The following is a 14,099-nucleotide window of genomic DNA, read 5'->3' as shown; positions in this document are numbered from 1 at the left end:
GTTCCTCCGGGGACTGGTGCTGTCTGGGCATCACGGTGCCCACGGCGCCCCGGAGGAGCACGCCCGAGGCGGACACGCACCTCGCGCGTCCGCCTCCCCGCCCGCTACGCCGCCTTGCGCACGTACGTGTCGAAGAGCGTCCCGAAGAAGATGCGCCCGAAGCGGGCCAGCGCCGCCAGCCGCTGCGCCGAGTCCCGCGCGTGCAGCACCCGCAGGGTGGACAGCTGCACGGTGAAGTCCTTCGCGTTCAGCCGCAGGAACCCCCGGTACACGCACGGCCCCGACGCGTCCGAGCCCCGGTACACGGATACGAGCAGCCGCGTGGTGTCCACCCAGAGGTCCAGGCCCGCGTCGTCGTGGACGTCCTTGTACCCATCCATGAAGAAGCGCTCCCCCGACTCGGAGACGAGCGGGAGCTGGTAGCGCATCCGCCGCCCCCCCATCCGGGCCCCGTCCTTCGTCATCAGGTGCAGCACGCCCCCCTCCACCGTCAGCGGCCGGGAGGACAGCACCGGCGCCTGCACGCAGCCGGACATGCTCAGCGGATGGAGGGGGTGGGCGAACACGGCCTCCAAATCATTCGCCTCGACGGTGAGGATGAAGCGGAAGGGCGAGGTGTCCAGCCGCTCCGGGTCCCCCGCGCGCAGGAAGTCCTCGTCCACCGCGCCGGAGATGTAGCCGTACATCGTCTCGGTGAACTGCACGGACAGCGGCCGCGACGGCAGCGGGGCGGGCGTCTCGGAGGCGGGTGAGTAGTCCACCGTCCACCCGTGGCGCCGCGCCATCAGCGCCACGCAGCGCTCCGCCACCGCGGAGATGGTGAGCAGCGGATTGGTGCCCAGCGGCCGCGGAATCACCGAGCCGTCGCTGACGTAGAGCCCCTCGTGCACGTCGGTGCCGGCCGCGCCCGCGAAGAGGCGGCCCTCGTCGTCCACCACGCCCTCCTCCGCGCGCTCCGCCATGGCACAGCCGCCGAGCGGATGGGTGCACAGCAGCTCATGCCCGGTGAGCTTGCTCCACAGCGGGTTGCGCACGAAGGTGCCGCCCAGCGCCTCGGTGGTGCGCCGCAGCCGCTCGTCCACGCGGGTGAAGACGGGCTGCAGCCCCGCGTCCGGCCAGTACACGCGCACCCGGTCTCCGGCCAGGCGCATCTCGCCCCTGCCATCGTCGTGCGACATGACGAGGAACGTCTGCGTGTTGCGCATGGCCCCGAAGTACGGCCCGCGCAGGGCGCTCTCCGCCATGCGCGCCATCTCCTCCAGGCGGTCCTTGATTCCGCGGTCCGTGTCCACCCCGGAGAGGGCGGAGGCCGCCGCGAGCAGCGCCGTCACCGGCCGGGCCAGGGCCCCGGGGATGACGCCGTTCTCGATGACCATGCCGTCTTCCTGATGCGGCGTGGCCCGGTCGTCGATGATGCCGCTGATGGTGGGACCCACCGGCTCGAGCGTGTCGTGCGGCTTGTCCCCATGCCCCACGCCGTTGATGGTGACGTCCGTGTTGTAGCCGAAAGCCATGACGTCGCCGTTGTTGCTGAAGCGCCGGCCGAGCTGCTCCGACAGCGGCAGCCCCAGCGCCTTCGAGCGCAGCAGGATTTCCGTCGTGCCCACCGTACCCGCCGCGAGGATGACCCGGTCCGCGGTCACCCACAGGTCCGGCGCGTCGAAGCGCTCGCGGCCGACGTTCATCGGGCGGTAGTAGACGCGCCAGCGCCCGCCGTCGCGCGCCAGATAGCGCACGCCCACCTCGGTGAAGATTTTCGCCCCGTGCCGAGCGGCGTCCGGCAGGTAGTTCATCAGCACCGAGTTCTTCGCGCCGACGTTGCAGCCCGTCATGCAGTCACCGCACAGCGAGCACCCGGGCTGGCGCACTCCGGCGGCGTTGACGCCCGGCGCGAAGGTGACGGCCAGCGGCGGCCGGCGGAAGGTGCCGCCCAGCTTCTTCGCGGCGCGCTCCAGCGCATTCAGCGTGGCCAGCGGCGGCGCGTCCTCCGGGTAGGGCGTGGGGCGCAGCATGTGCTCGGCCCAGGCGAAGCCGTCCTCCAGCAGCCCGTCCACGTCGTCCCGCAGCGCCTCGGGCCAGCGCGGGTCCAGGAAGACGCGCGGGTCCGGCCGCAGGGCCACGCTGGCGTTGATGAGGGACGTGCCACCCAGGCCGCAGCCGTTGACGACCGAGACGTCGCCGCCCCGGTGCACCTCGAACAGCCCCGTGGGGTTGCCCACGTCCAGGCCGCTCTCGGGGTCGAAGTGGACTTGCAGCTCCTTGAAGAACTCGGACTCGGTGCGCGGATAGTCGCCGGGCAGCAACTCACGGCCGCGCTCCAGCACGCAGACCTGCTGCCCCGCCCGCGCCAGCCGGCTGGCGCTGATGGCGCCTCCATACCCCGAGCCCACCACCACGACGGAGTAGTGGGACTGCAGCTCGCTCCACGGTGACGACAGCCTGCGCATCGACGCTCCCAATGACTTCTCCTGCCCTGCCCCGCCCCTCTACGCACTCCAGGTGCTACAGCCAGAGCAGGCGGACGGGGAAGAGCGACCAGGAAGACAGACGCCCGAGCCGCCATTCCCTGGGCCCGCGGGGCCCGCGGACTCCCCTCGGACATAGAAGGGCTTCTGGCACCGGTCAAAATCCGTCGCGGTGAGGCCGCGTCTCACTCCAGCTCCGCCGCCTCCCCGTCCGCGCGGCGGAGCGCGTTGACCAGCCGGTGCGCCTGCCGCGTCGTCTCCGGCTCGCGGTACTTCGGGCTCACCTTCAGCACCAGGTCCACCGCGGTGGGGAGGTCCATCAGGTGGCCCGGCGACACGTACACGGGCTGCACGCCCTTGCGCGTGCGCACCGCCATGCCCACCACCTCGCCCTTGTGGGTGATGGGCGCGGTGGCGCCCCGCGCGTCCCCCAGCTTCCCGTACGTGCCCACCAGCAGCGACTTGGCGCACCCGATGGACGGAACGCCGAACAGCAGCCCGCCGTGACAGGCAATCCCCATGCGCCGCGGGTGCGCCGTGCCCTGCCCGTCGAAGATGACCACGTCCGGACGCACGGTGAGCCGCTCCCACGCGGCCTTCACGATGGGCAGCTCCCGGAAGGACAGCAGGCCGGGCACATAGGGGAACGTCAGCGTCACCGCCGCGCCCGACTGCGCCACCGGCGCCAGCGTGGCCGCGTCGAGGACGACGATGCCGCCGTAGCCCGTGTCGTTCCCCTTCTCCGTGGAGATGTCCGCGCCCGCCACGCGCGCCACCTTCAACCCCGCCGGGGGCTGGAGCACCAGCAGCTCCCGCAGCCGGCGCTGCAGCGCCACCGCCTCCGTGGGCGTGACATCCCAGCGGCCCACTTCTTCCTGAAGCTCCATGTGCCAGCCCTCCCGTGACTGCCGCCAATCTGGAGCCCTCCTGCTCCGAGGCAACCCACCACGTCACGTCCCTTTCAGCCAACCGTGGACTACCTGACGCGGGGCCCCCCCGCGGCACCAGGCCCCTGTTCTTTGGTCGGGCGGCCTCGCGTCCCCCCTCTTGTGGAGGCGGGGGACGGCGGGCGTAGCGTGGACCCTCCCTGGTACGGGAGGTCGTGATGCATCGGTTCCTCGCAGGCTGTCTCGCAGTGTCCGCGCTGGTGTTCGCCCACTCCGCCAACGCATCCGAGTGTGGCTACACGTCCGCCGGCTGGAATGCCCCCAATGGCGCGGTGGTGTTCGACCGGGGCGAGGGCCCCATCCGCAACGTGATTGACGCCATCGGCGAGTACCGGACGCACTCCATGCTGTCCCACGGCGCCATCGGCGGCGTGTCCCACGCGACCATGAAGGACCCGGACCAGAACGGCTGGCCCACCGTGTGCGGGACGCCGCTCAACGTGAATCAACTCCAGTACGGCTACCCGGGGCTGGAGCAGATCAACCAGGGCGGCATCTACCACTACATGTACGACCCGAACGGCAGCGGCCCCGAGTGGGCGGCCTGGCAGCTCGGAGATGCCATGGGCGCGGCCCAGGTGGCGGACAACCTCTGGTTCAACCACCCGTATGTCAGCGACACCTCGCGCGTGGACTCGGGCCAGTACATCGACCGGCCGCTGTGGAACGGCGCGCGAGTGCCCTACTCGCTCTTCCAGTACCGGGACCTCCAGAGCGTCCACCACATGCCGGGCAGCGCGACGAACAACGGCATGGTGTGCTCCACCTTCCTCGCCTACGCGCACAACTACGCGGGCCGGGGCTTCGTCTCCGCGTACATCTATCCGCATGACCGCATCGCCAATGCGTCCAACTCGCTCTATTCGGGCGTCTACAACCACTGCAAGTCGTCGCTCGGGTGGTTCGAGAACGCGGCCCTGACGGTCATCTGCCCCATCTTCTGGAATGTGTGTGGCAACGCCGGCAACCAGGTGGCCAACTGCATGTCCGCCGGCCGCTGCGACACGAGCAACAGCAGCATCTGGAAGGGCGTGCGCGACAACGCCTCCACCACCGCCACCTCCATCAGCCCGGACCGCATCGGCGGCTGGGGCGTCCACCCCATCTCCGCCACGCTGTGGGCGAGCGACTACTCGCACCAGCTCCAGTGGAACTCGGGCGGCAACGTGTACGGCTGCTGGCAGTGACGCGCGTCGCGATTCCCTGACGGGAAGAGAGGAAGCCTCGAATGAAGCCGGTGGACCGTCCCTGCTGGAAGCGGCGCTGGGCACGCATGATTGGGCTGGCCACGCTGGTGCTCGTGGCCGGGTGGTTCCTCTCCCGGGAGCGGCCTCCGCCTCCAGGTCCGGCCCCGGAAGTCGCCCGGGCGCCCGAGCCCGAGCGCCGCTCCCCTGCCCCACCTCCAGCGCCCCCAGCGCCGCCGACCACGGTGGCGGTGGACGCACCCCGGGCCGCACCGGTGCCTCCGCCCGTCATCGACGCGGTGACGGTGGAGAAGCAGGAGGTGTGCTCCGGCGAGGACAACCTCATCAGCGTCCGGGCGCACTCGCCGGATGGCAATGACACGTACCTGCACTCCACCATCGGCACGGGCACCGGCATGCGTGTTCCCCTGCGCGTGTGGCTGGAGCCTGATGGGACGTACGCGCAGCCGGTGGTGACGGTGTTCGGGAAGGACAACGTGTCCACGACGGTGCCGGTGCCTCGATACACGGTGAAGCCGTGCGAGCCCGAGCGGCTGGTGGAGGTCCTCTCCCGGCGCCTGCCCAACGCCGACGAGGACTACGAGTTCCTCGCTCGCATCGTCGAGGTGCCGAAGCGGGAGGCAGCTCCCCGCACGCCCTTCACGCCGGTGAAGTACGTGTGGACATTCGACGACCGGCACACGGTGACGACGACGGCGCCTACGACGTCGCACACGCTGACTGGCGCGGGTGCGCAGCCGTGGGCCATGTACCTGCAGCACCAGGTGCGGGTGGACGTGTTCGACGCGAAGGGCCGGAAGCTGACGGGGCGCTCGTCGATGCAGGTCCTCAACACGTCCTTCGAGAACTTCGACAAGAAGGGCGTCGTCACGCTGCTGGCCCGGGGTACGCCGCGCTTCCCGGAGCTGGGTGGAGACGGAGTGGTGCGGCAGAAGTTCCGCCTGTATCACCAGTGGAAGGGGCTGGTGCGCCTGGAGCGGGTGATGGCCCTCCGCGCCCGGGCGCCGGAGCGCGGCGCGCCGCCATTGCCAGAAGAAGCGGCCGAGGTGTCCCTGGGCGTGGACGTCATTCCCGAGGGCCAGGGCGTGGAGGTGACGGTGTCGCTGGACACCAAGGCCGAGCCGGAGGTGTCCGTCGTCACGTACGCGCTGGAGGGCAACACGCTGGACGGCCACCCGGCGCGGGGGACGTTCTCGGTGATGAGGCCTCCGCCCCGGCCCACGAAGGAGAACAGCACGCCCATCAACGACCCGATGCTGACGGCGAAGGTGAAGAAGGCTCGCGAGCTGCTCGGTCAGCCCTTCGTGACGGACGAGGACCTCTGGCGCCTGGAGAGAGAGGGGCGCTTCGACGACCTCAAGGTCCAGCGCGAGGTGCCCTGACCGCTGCGTCCCGAAGCCCGGAATGGGCGTTCCGCTCGGGGGATGGGGGCTGCCGGGGCCGGGAGTCCGGAATGAGCGTTCCTTCCGGGACGACCAGTGCCCCCCCGAGCCGGCCTTTCGCCGGAATGAACGTTCCTTCCGGGACGGCCAGTGGCCCCCCCGGGCCGACCTTTCGCCGGAATGAACGTTCCTTCCGAGACGACCAGTGCGCCCCGAGCCGGCCTTTCGCCGGAATGAACGTTCCTTCCGGGCCGACCAGTGCACCCCGAGCCGGTCTTTCGCCGGTATGCACGTTCCTTCCGGGACGACCGGTGCGCCCCGAGCCGACCTCCCGCCGGAATGAGCGTTCCTTCCGGGACGGCCAGTGGCCCCCCGGGCCGACCTCCCGGCGGAATGAACGTTCCTTCCGGGACGACCAGTGCCCCCCCGGGCCGACCTTTCGCCGGAATGAACGTTCCTTCCGGGCAACCGGCGGCGGCCCGGCGGCCCACCCGGCCGGAACGACCGTTCCATTCCGGGTTCCGACCGGCGACCACCGCGAGCGCCGCGGGCACACGGGGACGTGGTGACGTCTCCGCGCATGTCCGGAGCCTCCTCTTCCTTCCGTGGCTGGCGGGCCCTGCTCCCGCTCCTGGCGCTGTGCTGCTGCGTCCCGGTCGCCGCGCGCGCGGAGGGCCCGCCGACCGACGGGGGCACCACCGCGCCCCTTCCCTCACCGGAACCCACGACGGACGCCCTTCCCAGGGACGCACTGGAGGCGCTGGAGCAGCGCATCCTCGGCAAGGGCTGCGAGCCCAAACTCCTCGGCGACGCCAACCGCAGCTTCATCGAGGCGCAGCTCCTCTGCGATGCACACCTGTCCTTCATCCTCGTCCAGGCCGCGCTGGACGGGCACCCACTTCCGGACACCCGGCGGCGACTGAAGGCGCTGCTGGCGGATGTGCTCGGGCGGGCCCGGGGCCCCTTCAAGACCAAGGGCGCCACGAACATCGCCGGACATGCACTCCCGCCCAGCGTGCTCTACCGGGGCTACGTCCTGCTGATGCTCGCGGGCATGGAGCGCGCCGGGCTCGCGGACGCGGAGTCCACCGCCCTCTTCGATGGCCTGGCCGCACAGCTCGTGGACGCGCTCTCTCGACAGCTCCTGCTGCCCAGCTTCGGCCAAACCATCTGGCCCTGCGACAGCGCTCCAGCCGCGGCGGGACTGCTGCTGCACGGGCGACTCCGGGGCAACGCGGAGTCCCACGCCATGGGTGAGAAGCTCATCGCACGGCTGGTGGAGCTGTCGAACCTGCCCACCGGCTTCCCAACGAAGGTGGATGCGAAGGGACGACTGGTGGAGCCCACGCAGCGTGCCACCACCCTGGCGTGGACGGGCGCCTTCCTGGCCATGGCCTCGCATCCGGCGGCGCGGCGCTTCACGGCCACGCTGGTGGACGGCTACTGCGACCATCCCGCCGGCAGCGCCCTGCCCCTCGCCGCCTGCCGCGAGTGGCCACGCGGGGTGAAGGGCCGGGAGGACTCCGCCAGCGGACCGCTCGTCTTCGGCGGCTACTCCTTGGGCGCGAGCGCACTGGCCATCGCCGCCACCCGGCTCTCCAACGAGCACTCGCAATGGCACACCCACCTGCTCAACGCCGCCAGGGAGATGGGCATCCGCACCAAGCTGGAGCAGCCCCGGAAGCAGCCCCTGGAGGCCGCCCTCTACTGGTGGGGCACCACCGTGCGCCCGTGGTAGCGCGAGGCTACGGCGTGTCTCGCGCCTGGGCCGGCCGGCCCTCCTTCACCAGGAGGTAGCCACGGTTCTCCTGCACGTCCGGCGTGCGCATGGACGCGAAGAGAGCGGAGGCCGTCACCCACACCCAGCGCTGGTCCGTGGCGTTGACGTCCATGACCAGGAACGAGTCGGACTTCGCGTCATACGCCGCCAGCGGCGAGACATGTCCGCCGCCCTGCTGTCCCAGCACGGGCCGGAAGTAGTTGATGATGACGTAGTCGCCTTCCGTCTTGAGGTTCTTCTTCAGCTCCTCACGGACGGCGGCGTCCTTCAGCGAGTCGTCGAGGACGCGCAGCTTCACGTCCAGCCCCTGCGCCGCGAGCATCCCCGCGAGCTGGCGAATCTGGATGCCGGCGTCCGACTTGCCGCCCTCGCCGCGCGGCTGGCCGAAGACCTCCGCGCGCGTCTTCACCTCGCGCACCTTCTCGTCGAAGAAGTTGTTCTGCGTGTAACGGTGGAAGAGCGGGTCGAAGCCCGCCGGCAGCTGCGCACGGTCCTCAGCGGACACGAGCAGCGGGTCCTGGGGCTTCGCCACCGCGTCGTTCCCCATGCGCACGGCGTTGAGCACGATGACGGACGAGGTGGGGCCGCAGAAGGCCTTGTTGCCCTGGGACTCGAACTGGTTGGCCAGGTGGAAGAAGTCCACCTTGTAGCGGCTGCGCTCGAGGCGCTTGATGGACTCGGGGGCCGAGAAGCTGACGACGACCGGGGCCGCGGGCCTGGAGCCCTTGGCGGGAACCGTCATCGGCGCGAGGGCGGCGAGCCCACCACCGAGCACGAGCAACGTGGTGCGGAGCGTCTTCATGGAGGCCTTGACCTGGGGTGTGCGTACGAAGCGCGTGCGCGCAGCCTGCCATGGGCCCGCGAACAGCGGAAATCCCGCGCCGCCGCCTCCCTGCCTGCTCCACCCCGAGACCGCCACCCTGCAAAACCATACACGTCCCCCCTGACATCCCCACACGCCTGTTCATTGAAGAACCGCTGTCTCATCCCAGAGGGCCGAATCAGGGATAAACCGCTTTTAACGTCGATCCGTTTCACCCGGACAACTCCTTTTCCAAAGGTGAAACATGTATCGACACATCCTGAAGTGGACGCTCACCGTGGGCGCGCTGGTGTTCCTGGGTGCGTGTGCGTCGCAGCAGGCGCCGTGCAGGGACCCGGCCGCCAAGAGCATCACCGTCAGCCAGCAGCGCACGGGGAAGTTCCTCACCGTCCGCAAGAAGGTGCCGGGCGAGTACATCGTCGTGCTGAAGGCGCCGGAGGCGAGCCTGACGCAGATGGCGGTGACGCAGGCCACGCACAGCCTCACCGCGAAGTACGGCGGCAGCGCCTTCGCCGTGTACGAGCACGCGCTGCGCGGCTTCGCCAGCAAGATGAGCGAGGCCCAGGCGCGGGCCATGGCCAGAGACCCGGCCGTGGACTACGTGCAGGAGAACGGCGTCGTCTCCCTCGCCGAGAGCCAGCCGCGTCCCACCTGGGGCATCGACCGGGTGGACCAGCGAGACCTGCCGCTCGACCGGCTCTACATGTACAACGCCACGGGGCTGGGCGTGCATGTGTACGTCCTCGACACGGGCGTGCGCTTCTCGCACCGGGAGTTCAGCGGCCGGGCCTCGGCCGGCTTCGACTCGGTGGGCGACAGCATGAAGGGCAATGACTGCCACGGCCACGGCACGCACGTGGCGGGCACCGTGGCGGGCGGCACCTACGGCCTCGCCAAGAACGCCACCGTCCACTCCGTCCGCGTGCTCGGGTGTGACGGCTCCGGCTCCACGTCGGGCGTCGTCGCGGGCATCGACTGGGTGACGAAGAACCACCAGGCCCCCGCCGTCGCCAACATGAGCCTTGGCGGTGACACCGACCAGGCCATCGACGACGCGGTCCGCCGCTCCATCGCCGCGGGTGTCACCTACGTCGTCGCAGCGGGCAACGAGGACGCGGACGCGTGCAAGCGCTCTCCCGCGCGCACGGCGGAGGCCATCACCGTGGCCGCCACCGACGACGAGGACCAGCGTGCGTCCTTCTCCAACTGGGGTGACTGCGTGGACGTCTTCGCGCCCGGCAACAAAATCACCTCCTCGTGGCACTACGGCGACGACGCGACGCGCGTCCTCAGCGGCACCTCCATGGCGGCCCCCCACGTGGCGGGCGTGGTGGCCCTCTTCCTCGAGATGAACCCCAAGGCCACGCCGGAGGAAATCACCACCGCCATGCTCTCCAACTTCACCACCGACAAGGTGGCCAACCCCGGCTGGTGCTCGCCCAACCGGATGGCCTACTCGGGCTTCATTGGCGCCGTGCCCCTGCTCCCCACCGTCATGAGGGCGCGCATCCAGGCACCGGCTCCTGTCACTGATAGCACCCCGCGGTAACCCCTCCCACGCGGAGGTGCTCCAGGCAGCCCGGCTCCCCGCCTACGGGAGCCGGGCTGTCTGCTTTGCGGGCCCCTCTGGCCCGGTAGACGTCAGGAAGCCGCCCCCGCCCGCGTCCCGGCCACAGTGCCCGGCCGGCCGCGTTCCTCGCGTCCCGCCCGCGGCGTGAGGAGGCACGAAGCCATGGCGACGCTCAACATCACCTATGACGGGATGTCCGCGGACGTGCCGGTGGAGCTGGACCGGCCGGTGTCGGACACGGACGTGCGGCGCATCGCCGCGGAGCTGGTGCGCTCCGGCGGGGTGCCCGGCCTGCACCTGAACCACCTGCGCGAGGACGCCTTCCAGCACTACGTGGTGGACCGGTTCCGCGGTGCGCGCGGCGACGAGCGCATCTACCTGCGCCCCAAGGTGCCGTTCGGCGCCCGGTGAGGTGAAGCCATGCGCATCCTCTTCTGTGGCGTGGGGGCCATCGGCTCCTCGGCGGCGGTGCTGTGCCGCAACCTGGAGGCCCAGCTGGCCTTCATCGACTTCGACCGGGTGGAGTCCAAGAACCTGCTCGCCCAGGCGTACGTGAAGCCCTCGGTGGGGAAGAACAAGGCCGAGGCCCTCAAGCTGCAGCTGCTCAACCTGCACGGCGTGAAGGCCGAGTCCTTCGGCGTGCGCCTCACCCGCGACAACGTGGAGGCGCTGTGCGGCGGAGGTGACTTGCTGGTGGACTGCTTCGACAACCAGGACAGCCGCCTGCTGCTCAGCGAGTTCGCGCGCAAGGCGGGCAAGCCGCTCGTCCACGGGGCGGTGAGCGCGGACGGCACCTTCGGCCTGGTGCGCTGGGACGAGCGCTTCACCCCGGACGCCGAGGACACCGCGGGCCAGGCCACCTGCGAGGGCGGCGCGCACCTGCCCCTGCTGGGCCTGCTGGCCGCGACGCTCGCCCGCGCCGTGCAGGACTTCGTGAAGCACGGCGTGAAGCGGGATGCCCTGGTCAACCTGACGGCGGTCATTCCCACCATGGGCGCTTGAAGACACGGAGGCCCCGGGGCTCGCGCTCCGGGGGCTCTTCTCGTGCCTACTCCAGCGCGCGAAGGAGCGCCTGGGCCAGCCGTCGCACGGCGTAGCCCTCGAAGTCATCGACGGGGTCGAGGCTCGAAGGGAACACCTCGACAAGACTGCCCAGGAGCAGCTTCACCCGACGCTGGCGCTCCTCGCGTTCAGGCGTGCCGCCCAGGGCGAGCGTTGCCCCATCGTCATCGAGGAGGAGGGCGGTGTGGAGCAGGTGCTGCCAGCGGTCCTCGCGCATGGTGTCGTTCCCGGGCTCGGACGCGCTCACAGGTGGAAGTGTCCCGCGGCCTCGGGCTGGTAGGGCACGGACACCACCCGCAGCCGGCGTCGGCGGCCACCGGGCACGTCCAGCTCCACGCGCTGCCCCTGCGACAGTCCCAGGAGGGCCACGCCCACGGGCGCGAGCACCGACACGCGGCCGGGAGCACTCCGCGCGTCCTTGGGGTAGCTGAGCGTCACCTGCTGGAACTCACCCTTCCCCTCATCCTCGAAGAGGACGGTGCTGTTCATCGTCACGAGCCCCGGCGGCACGGCCTCGGGCGAGGTGACGTGCGCCTTCGAGAGCTTCCACTCGAGCGCCTCTGCGTGCTCGGTGGAGGCGTCATTTCCATGGAGGTCGAGCACCCGCTGCAGGCGCTCCAGGTCCAGCTCGGTGACGGCAACGGTGTGGAGGGTGTGCATGGGGATTCCTTTGCAATGGGAGTCGTGCCCCGCCAGCGACGGCGGAGGCAGTGAGAGAAGGGTGGCTGTGGAGGCGCCCCACGAGCGGGGGCGCTGTCGAGCAGCGGGGGACGACGCTGGGCTCAGAGCAGGATGAGAGGGGGAGGACGCCGCACGCTAGGAAAGGCGCGTGGCGTCCGTCCCAAGCCAGGCCGTGGCCCGGCCGTGCGCGAGCATGACCCGGCCGTCCGCGACCTGGCGGGTTCCAGTGCTCACCAGGGCTGACGTCACGAGGGCCATGAGGGCGGTCACACCGTGGAGGGCCGACGGCCCTCCGCATCCATGCCGCCGAGTGTAATACGCCAACGCCGTTTCGCAACCGGCGGGGCGTGAGCGTCCGGGCCTCGTCGCCCGTGGATTGACTTCCCCACATCTCACCGTCCGTGCAGGGGCCACACCCATGGGATGAGCAGCACGAGCGCGGCGAGCATCAGCGCGGTGAGCGGCCCCCCGAGCCGGAGGAAGTCGCTGAAGCGATAGCGCCCGGGCCCGAAGACGAGCATGCAGCTGGGCTCCAGGGGCGTGAGGAACGAGCACGATGCGGCGAGCGCAATCCCCATCGCGAAGCCGCGCGGGTCCACGCCCAGCCCCGCCGCCGCGCTCAACCCCACCGGCAGCACCACGAGCGCCGCGGCCTGGTTGCTCATGGGAATGGAGAGGACGACGGTCAGCACCATCAGACACAGCAGCACCAGGCGGGGGCCCCCCACCTCCCCGAGCTCCGAGGCGAAGCCGCCGAGCAGCTGCCCCGCCCCGCTCTTCTCCATGGCGAGCCCAAGCGCCATCATCGACCCGATGAGCAGCACCACCCGCCAGTCGATGCGGAACACGAGCTTCGCGTCCAGGCACCCGGTGAGGACCATGAGCAGCACGCCGGCCACTCCCGCGAACGCCAGGGACACCGCGCCGCTCGAGCCCGCCACCAGCGCGGCGACGAAGATGAGGACGGCGAGCAGCGCCCGCGAGCGGCGTGGCAGCGGCAGGAAGCCCAGGTCCGGCATCAAGAGCAGCGTGGGCGCGTCCACCAGCGCGAGAAGGCGCTCGCGCGGGCCGGCGAGCAGCAGCGCGTCTCCGGGCTGCAGCCGCACGTTGCGCAGGGAGCCCAGCTCCCGCGAGCGCAGGGGCCGCTGGATGGACGGGTGGCGGTGGATTGCCAGCAGGCGGACGCCGAAGCGCCGCGAGAAGCCCACGTCCCCCACGAGGGCTCCCGCGAGCCCGCTCGTCGGCTGCACGATGGCCTCGGCGAGCACGGGCTCCGGCCCGCCCCGCGTCGGGCGCGCTTCCACGCCGTGCGCCGGCTCCAGGCCGCGCAGCTGGACGGGGCGCAGGATGTCCCGGCGCCGCCCGCTGAGCAGCAGCCGGTCCCCCGGCGCCAGGAGGACGCCCGGCCCCGGTGCCAGCATGGAGCCGGCCTGCGTGAGCGAAACCACCTCCAGCCCCAGGCGGCGCTCGAGCCAGCTCAGCCCCTTCCCCACGAGCCGGGAGCCATGGGGCACCCGCGCCTCGGTGACGAAGTGGCGGCCCTGCCCACCGTCCGCCTCCGCGCCCGCGCGAACGGGAAGCACCCGGGGCGCCAGGAGGACGACCAGCGCGATTCCCAGGAGCGCCAGGGGCACCCCGGCGGGGCTCAGCTCGACGAGGCCGATGGCCCCGAGGCCGAGGTCCTCGAGACGCGCGGAGACCACCAGGTTGGTGGAGGTGCCGTAGAGAAAGCCCATTCCCCCCAGCATGGACGCGAAGGCGAGCGGCATCAGGACCTGGCCGCGGCGCAGCCCCGCGGCCTTCGCACCGCTCAGGACCACTGGCAGGAAGGCCGCCGTGGTGACCGTGTTCGAGACCACCGAGGAGAAGGCCGCGACCAGGAACATCACCCCCACCAGGAAGCCCCTCGGCCCGAGCCGGCCCAGGTGGGACAGCCAGCTGCCGGCCCGGTGCATCACTCCCGCCGAGGCCAGCCCCTCCGTCATCGCCAGCAGCGCGAAGATGAAGATGACCGTCTCGTTGGAGAACCCGGCGAAGGCCTCCGAGGGGGTCAGCACGCCCGTGAGCCCCAGCAGGCAGACCACGGCCAGCGACGTCACCTCGAGCGGGATTCGCTCGAGGGAGAAGAGGACGATGGTCACCAGCACGATGGCCAGCACGAGGGCGATATCGGTCGACATGTGA

At 70.8% G+C, this 14,099-nt stretch carries 12 protein-coding genes; 6 read left to right on the top strand and 6 right to left on the bottom strand.

Annotated elements, in window-relative coordinates:
- Nucleotides 1–104: 104 nt before the first annotated feature.
- On the bottom strand, nt 105–2,447 hold the full coding sequence (locus ACX9TP_RS09510) for a GMC family oxidoreductase N-terminal domain-containing protein (RefSeq protein ID WP_482979400.1): 2,343 nt from the start codon (nt 2,445–2,447) through the stop codon (nt 105–107).
- A gap of 203 nt (nt 2,448–2,650) precedes the next feature.
- On the bottom strand, nt 2,651–3,352 hold the full coding sequence (nfi, locus tag ACX9TP_RS09505) for a deoxyribonuclease V (protein ID WP_482979399.1): 702 nt from the start codon (nt 3,350–3,352) through the stop codon (nt 2,651–2,653).
- 218 nt (nt 3,353–3,570) lie between these two features.
- On the opposite strand from nfi, the gene ACX9TP_RS09500 reads away from it, so the two are divergent.
- The 3 genes from ACX9TP_RS09500 to ACX9TP_RS09490 all read left to right on the top strand — a co-directional run bounded on the left by ACX9TP_RS09500 (nt 3,571) and on the right by ACX9TP_RS09490 (nt 7,737).
- On the top strand, nt 3,571–4,599 hold the full coding sequence (locus ACX9TP_RS09500) for a hypothetical protein (protein WP_482979398.1): 1,029 nt from the start codon (nt 3,571–3,573) through the stop codon (nt 4,597–4,599).
- A gap of 41 nt (nt 4,600–4,640) precedes the next feature.
- A complete protein-coding gene (locus ACX9TP_RS09495) occupies nt 4,641–5,999 on the top strand; it encodes a hypothetical protein (RefSeq protein WP_482979397.1) in 1,359 nt (452 codons plus the stop codon).
- Nucleotides 6,000–6,579: 580 nt separating this feature from the next.
- Nucleotides 6,580–7,737: a hypothetical protein gene (locus ACX9TP_RS09490; RefSeq protein ID WP_482979396.1), complete on the top strand. Its 1,158-nt coding sequence runs from the start codon at nt 6,580–6,582 to the stop codon at nt 7,735–7,737.
- Nucleotides 7,738–7,744: 7 nt separating this feature from the next.
- On the opposite strand, the gene ACX9TP_RS09485 is transcribed toward ACX9TP_RS09490, so the two are convergent.
- Nucleotides 7,745–8,581, bottom strand: a complete 837-nt coding sequence (locus ACX9TP_RS09485) for a phytochelatin synthase family protein (RefSeq protein ID WP_482979395.1) — start codon at nt 8,579–8,581, stop codon at nt 7,745–7,747.
- Between the two features lie 265 nt (nt 8,582–8,846).
- Here ACX9TP_RS09485 and ACX9TP_RS09480 point away from each other — a divergent pair, with 265 nt between their 5' ends.
- The 3 genes from ACX9TP_RS09480 to ACX9TP_RS09470 all read left to right on the top strand — a co-directional run bounded on the left by ACX9TP_RS09480 (nt 8,847) and on the right by ACX9TP_RS09470 (nt 11,174).
- A complete protein-coding gene (locus ACX9TP_RS09480; protein WP_482979394.1) occupies nt 8,847–10,151 on the top strand; it encodes a S8 family peptidase in 1,305 nt (434 codons plus the stop codon).
- A 183-nt stretch (nt 10,152–10,334) separates the two neighbouring features.
- Nucleotides 10,335–10,583 (top strand): hypothetical protein, encoded by a 249-nt coding sequence (locus ACX9TP_RS09475; protein ID WP_163996058.1) that lies wholly within the window; start codon nt 10,335–10,337, stop codon nt 10,581–10,583.
- Nucleotides 10,584–10,592: 9 nt separating this feature from the next.
- Nucleotides 10,593–11,174: a HesA/MoeB/ThiF family protein gene (locus ACX9TP_RS09470; protein ID WP_482979393.1), complete on the top strand. Its 582-nt coding sequence runs from the start codon at nt 10,593–10,595 to the stop codon at nt 11,172–11,174.
- Nucleotides 11,175–11,220: 46 nt separating this feature from the next.
- Here ACX9TP_RS09470 and ACX9TP_RS09465 read toward each other — a convergent pair whose 3' ends face one another.
- The 3 genes from ACX9TP_RS09465 to ACX9TP_RS09455 form a co-directional block, all read right to left on the bottom strand.
- Entirely contained in the window at nt 11,221–11,451 is a 231-nt protein-coding gene (locus ACX9TP_RS09465; protein ID WP_482979392.1) for a hypothetical protein, read from the bottom strand.
- A gap of 26 nt (nt 11,452–11,477) precedes the next feature.
- Nucleotides 11,478–11,894 (bottom strand): nucleoside diphosphate kinase regulator, encoded by a 417-nt coding sequence (gene rnk / locus ACX9TP_RS09460; RefSeq protein WP_482979391.1) that lies wholly within the window; start codon nt 11,892–11,894, stop codon nt 11,478–11,480.
- Nucleotides 11,895–12,307: 413 nt separating this feature from the next.
- Nucleotides 12,308–14,095 (bottom strand): SLC13 family permease, encoded by a 1,788-nt coding sequence (locus tag ACX9TP_RS09455; protein WP_482979390.1) that lies wholly within the window; start codon nt 14,093–14,095, stop codon nt 12,308–12,310.
- Nucleotides 14,096–14,099 lie beyond the last annotated feature (4 nt).

The sequence above is a fragment of the Pyxidicoccus sp. M15 genome, assembly GCF_056858435.1.
The sequence above is the reverse complement of the archived record's forward strand: the minus strand, read 5'-3'. Positions and strand labels throughout refer to the sequence as shown.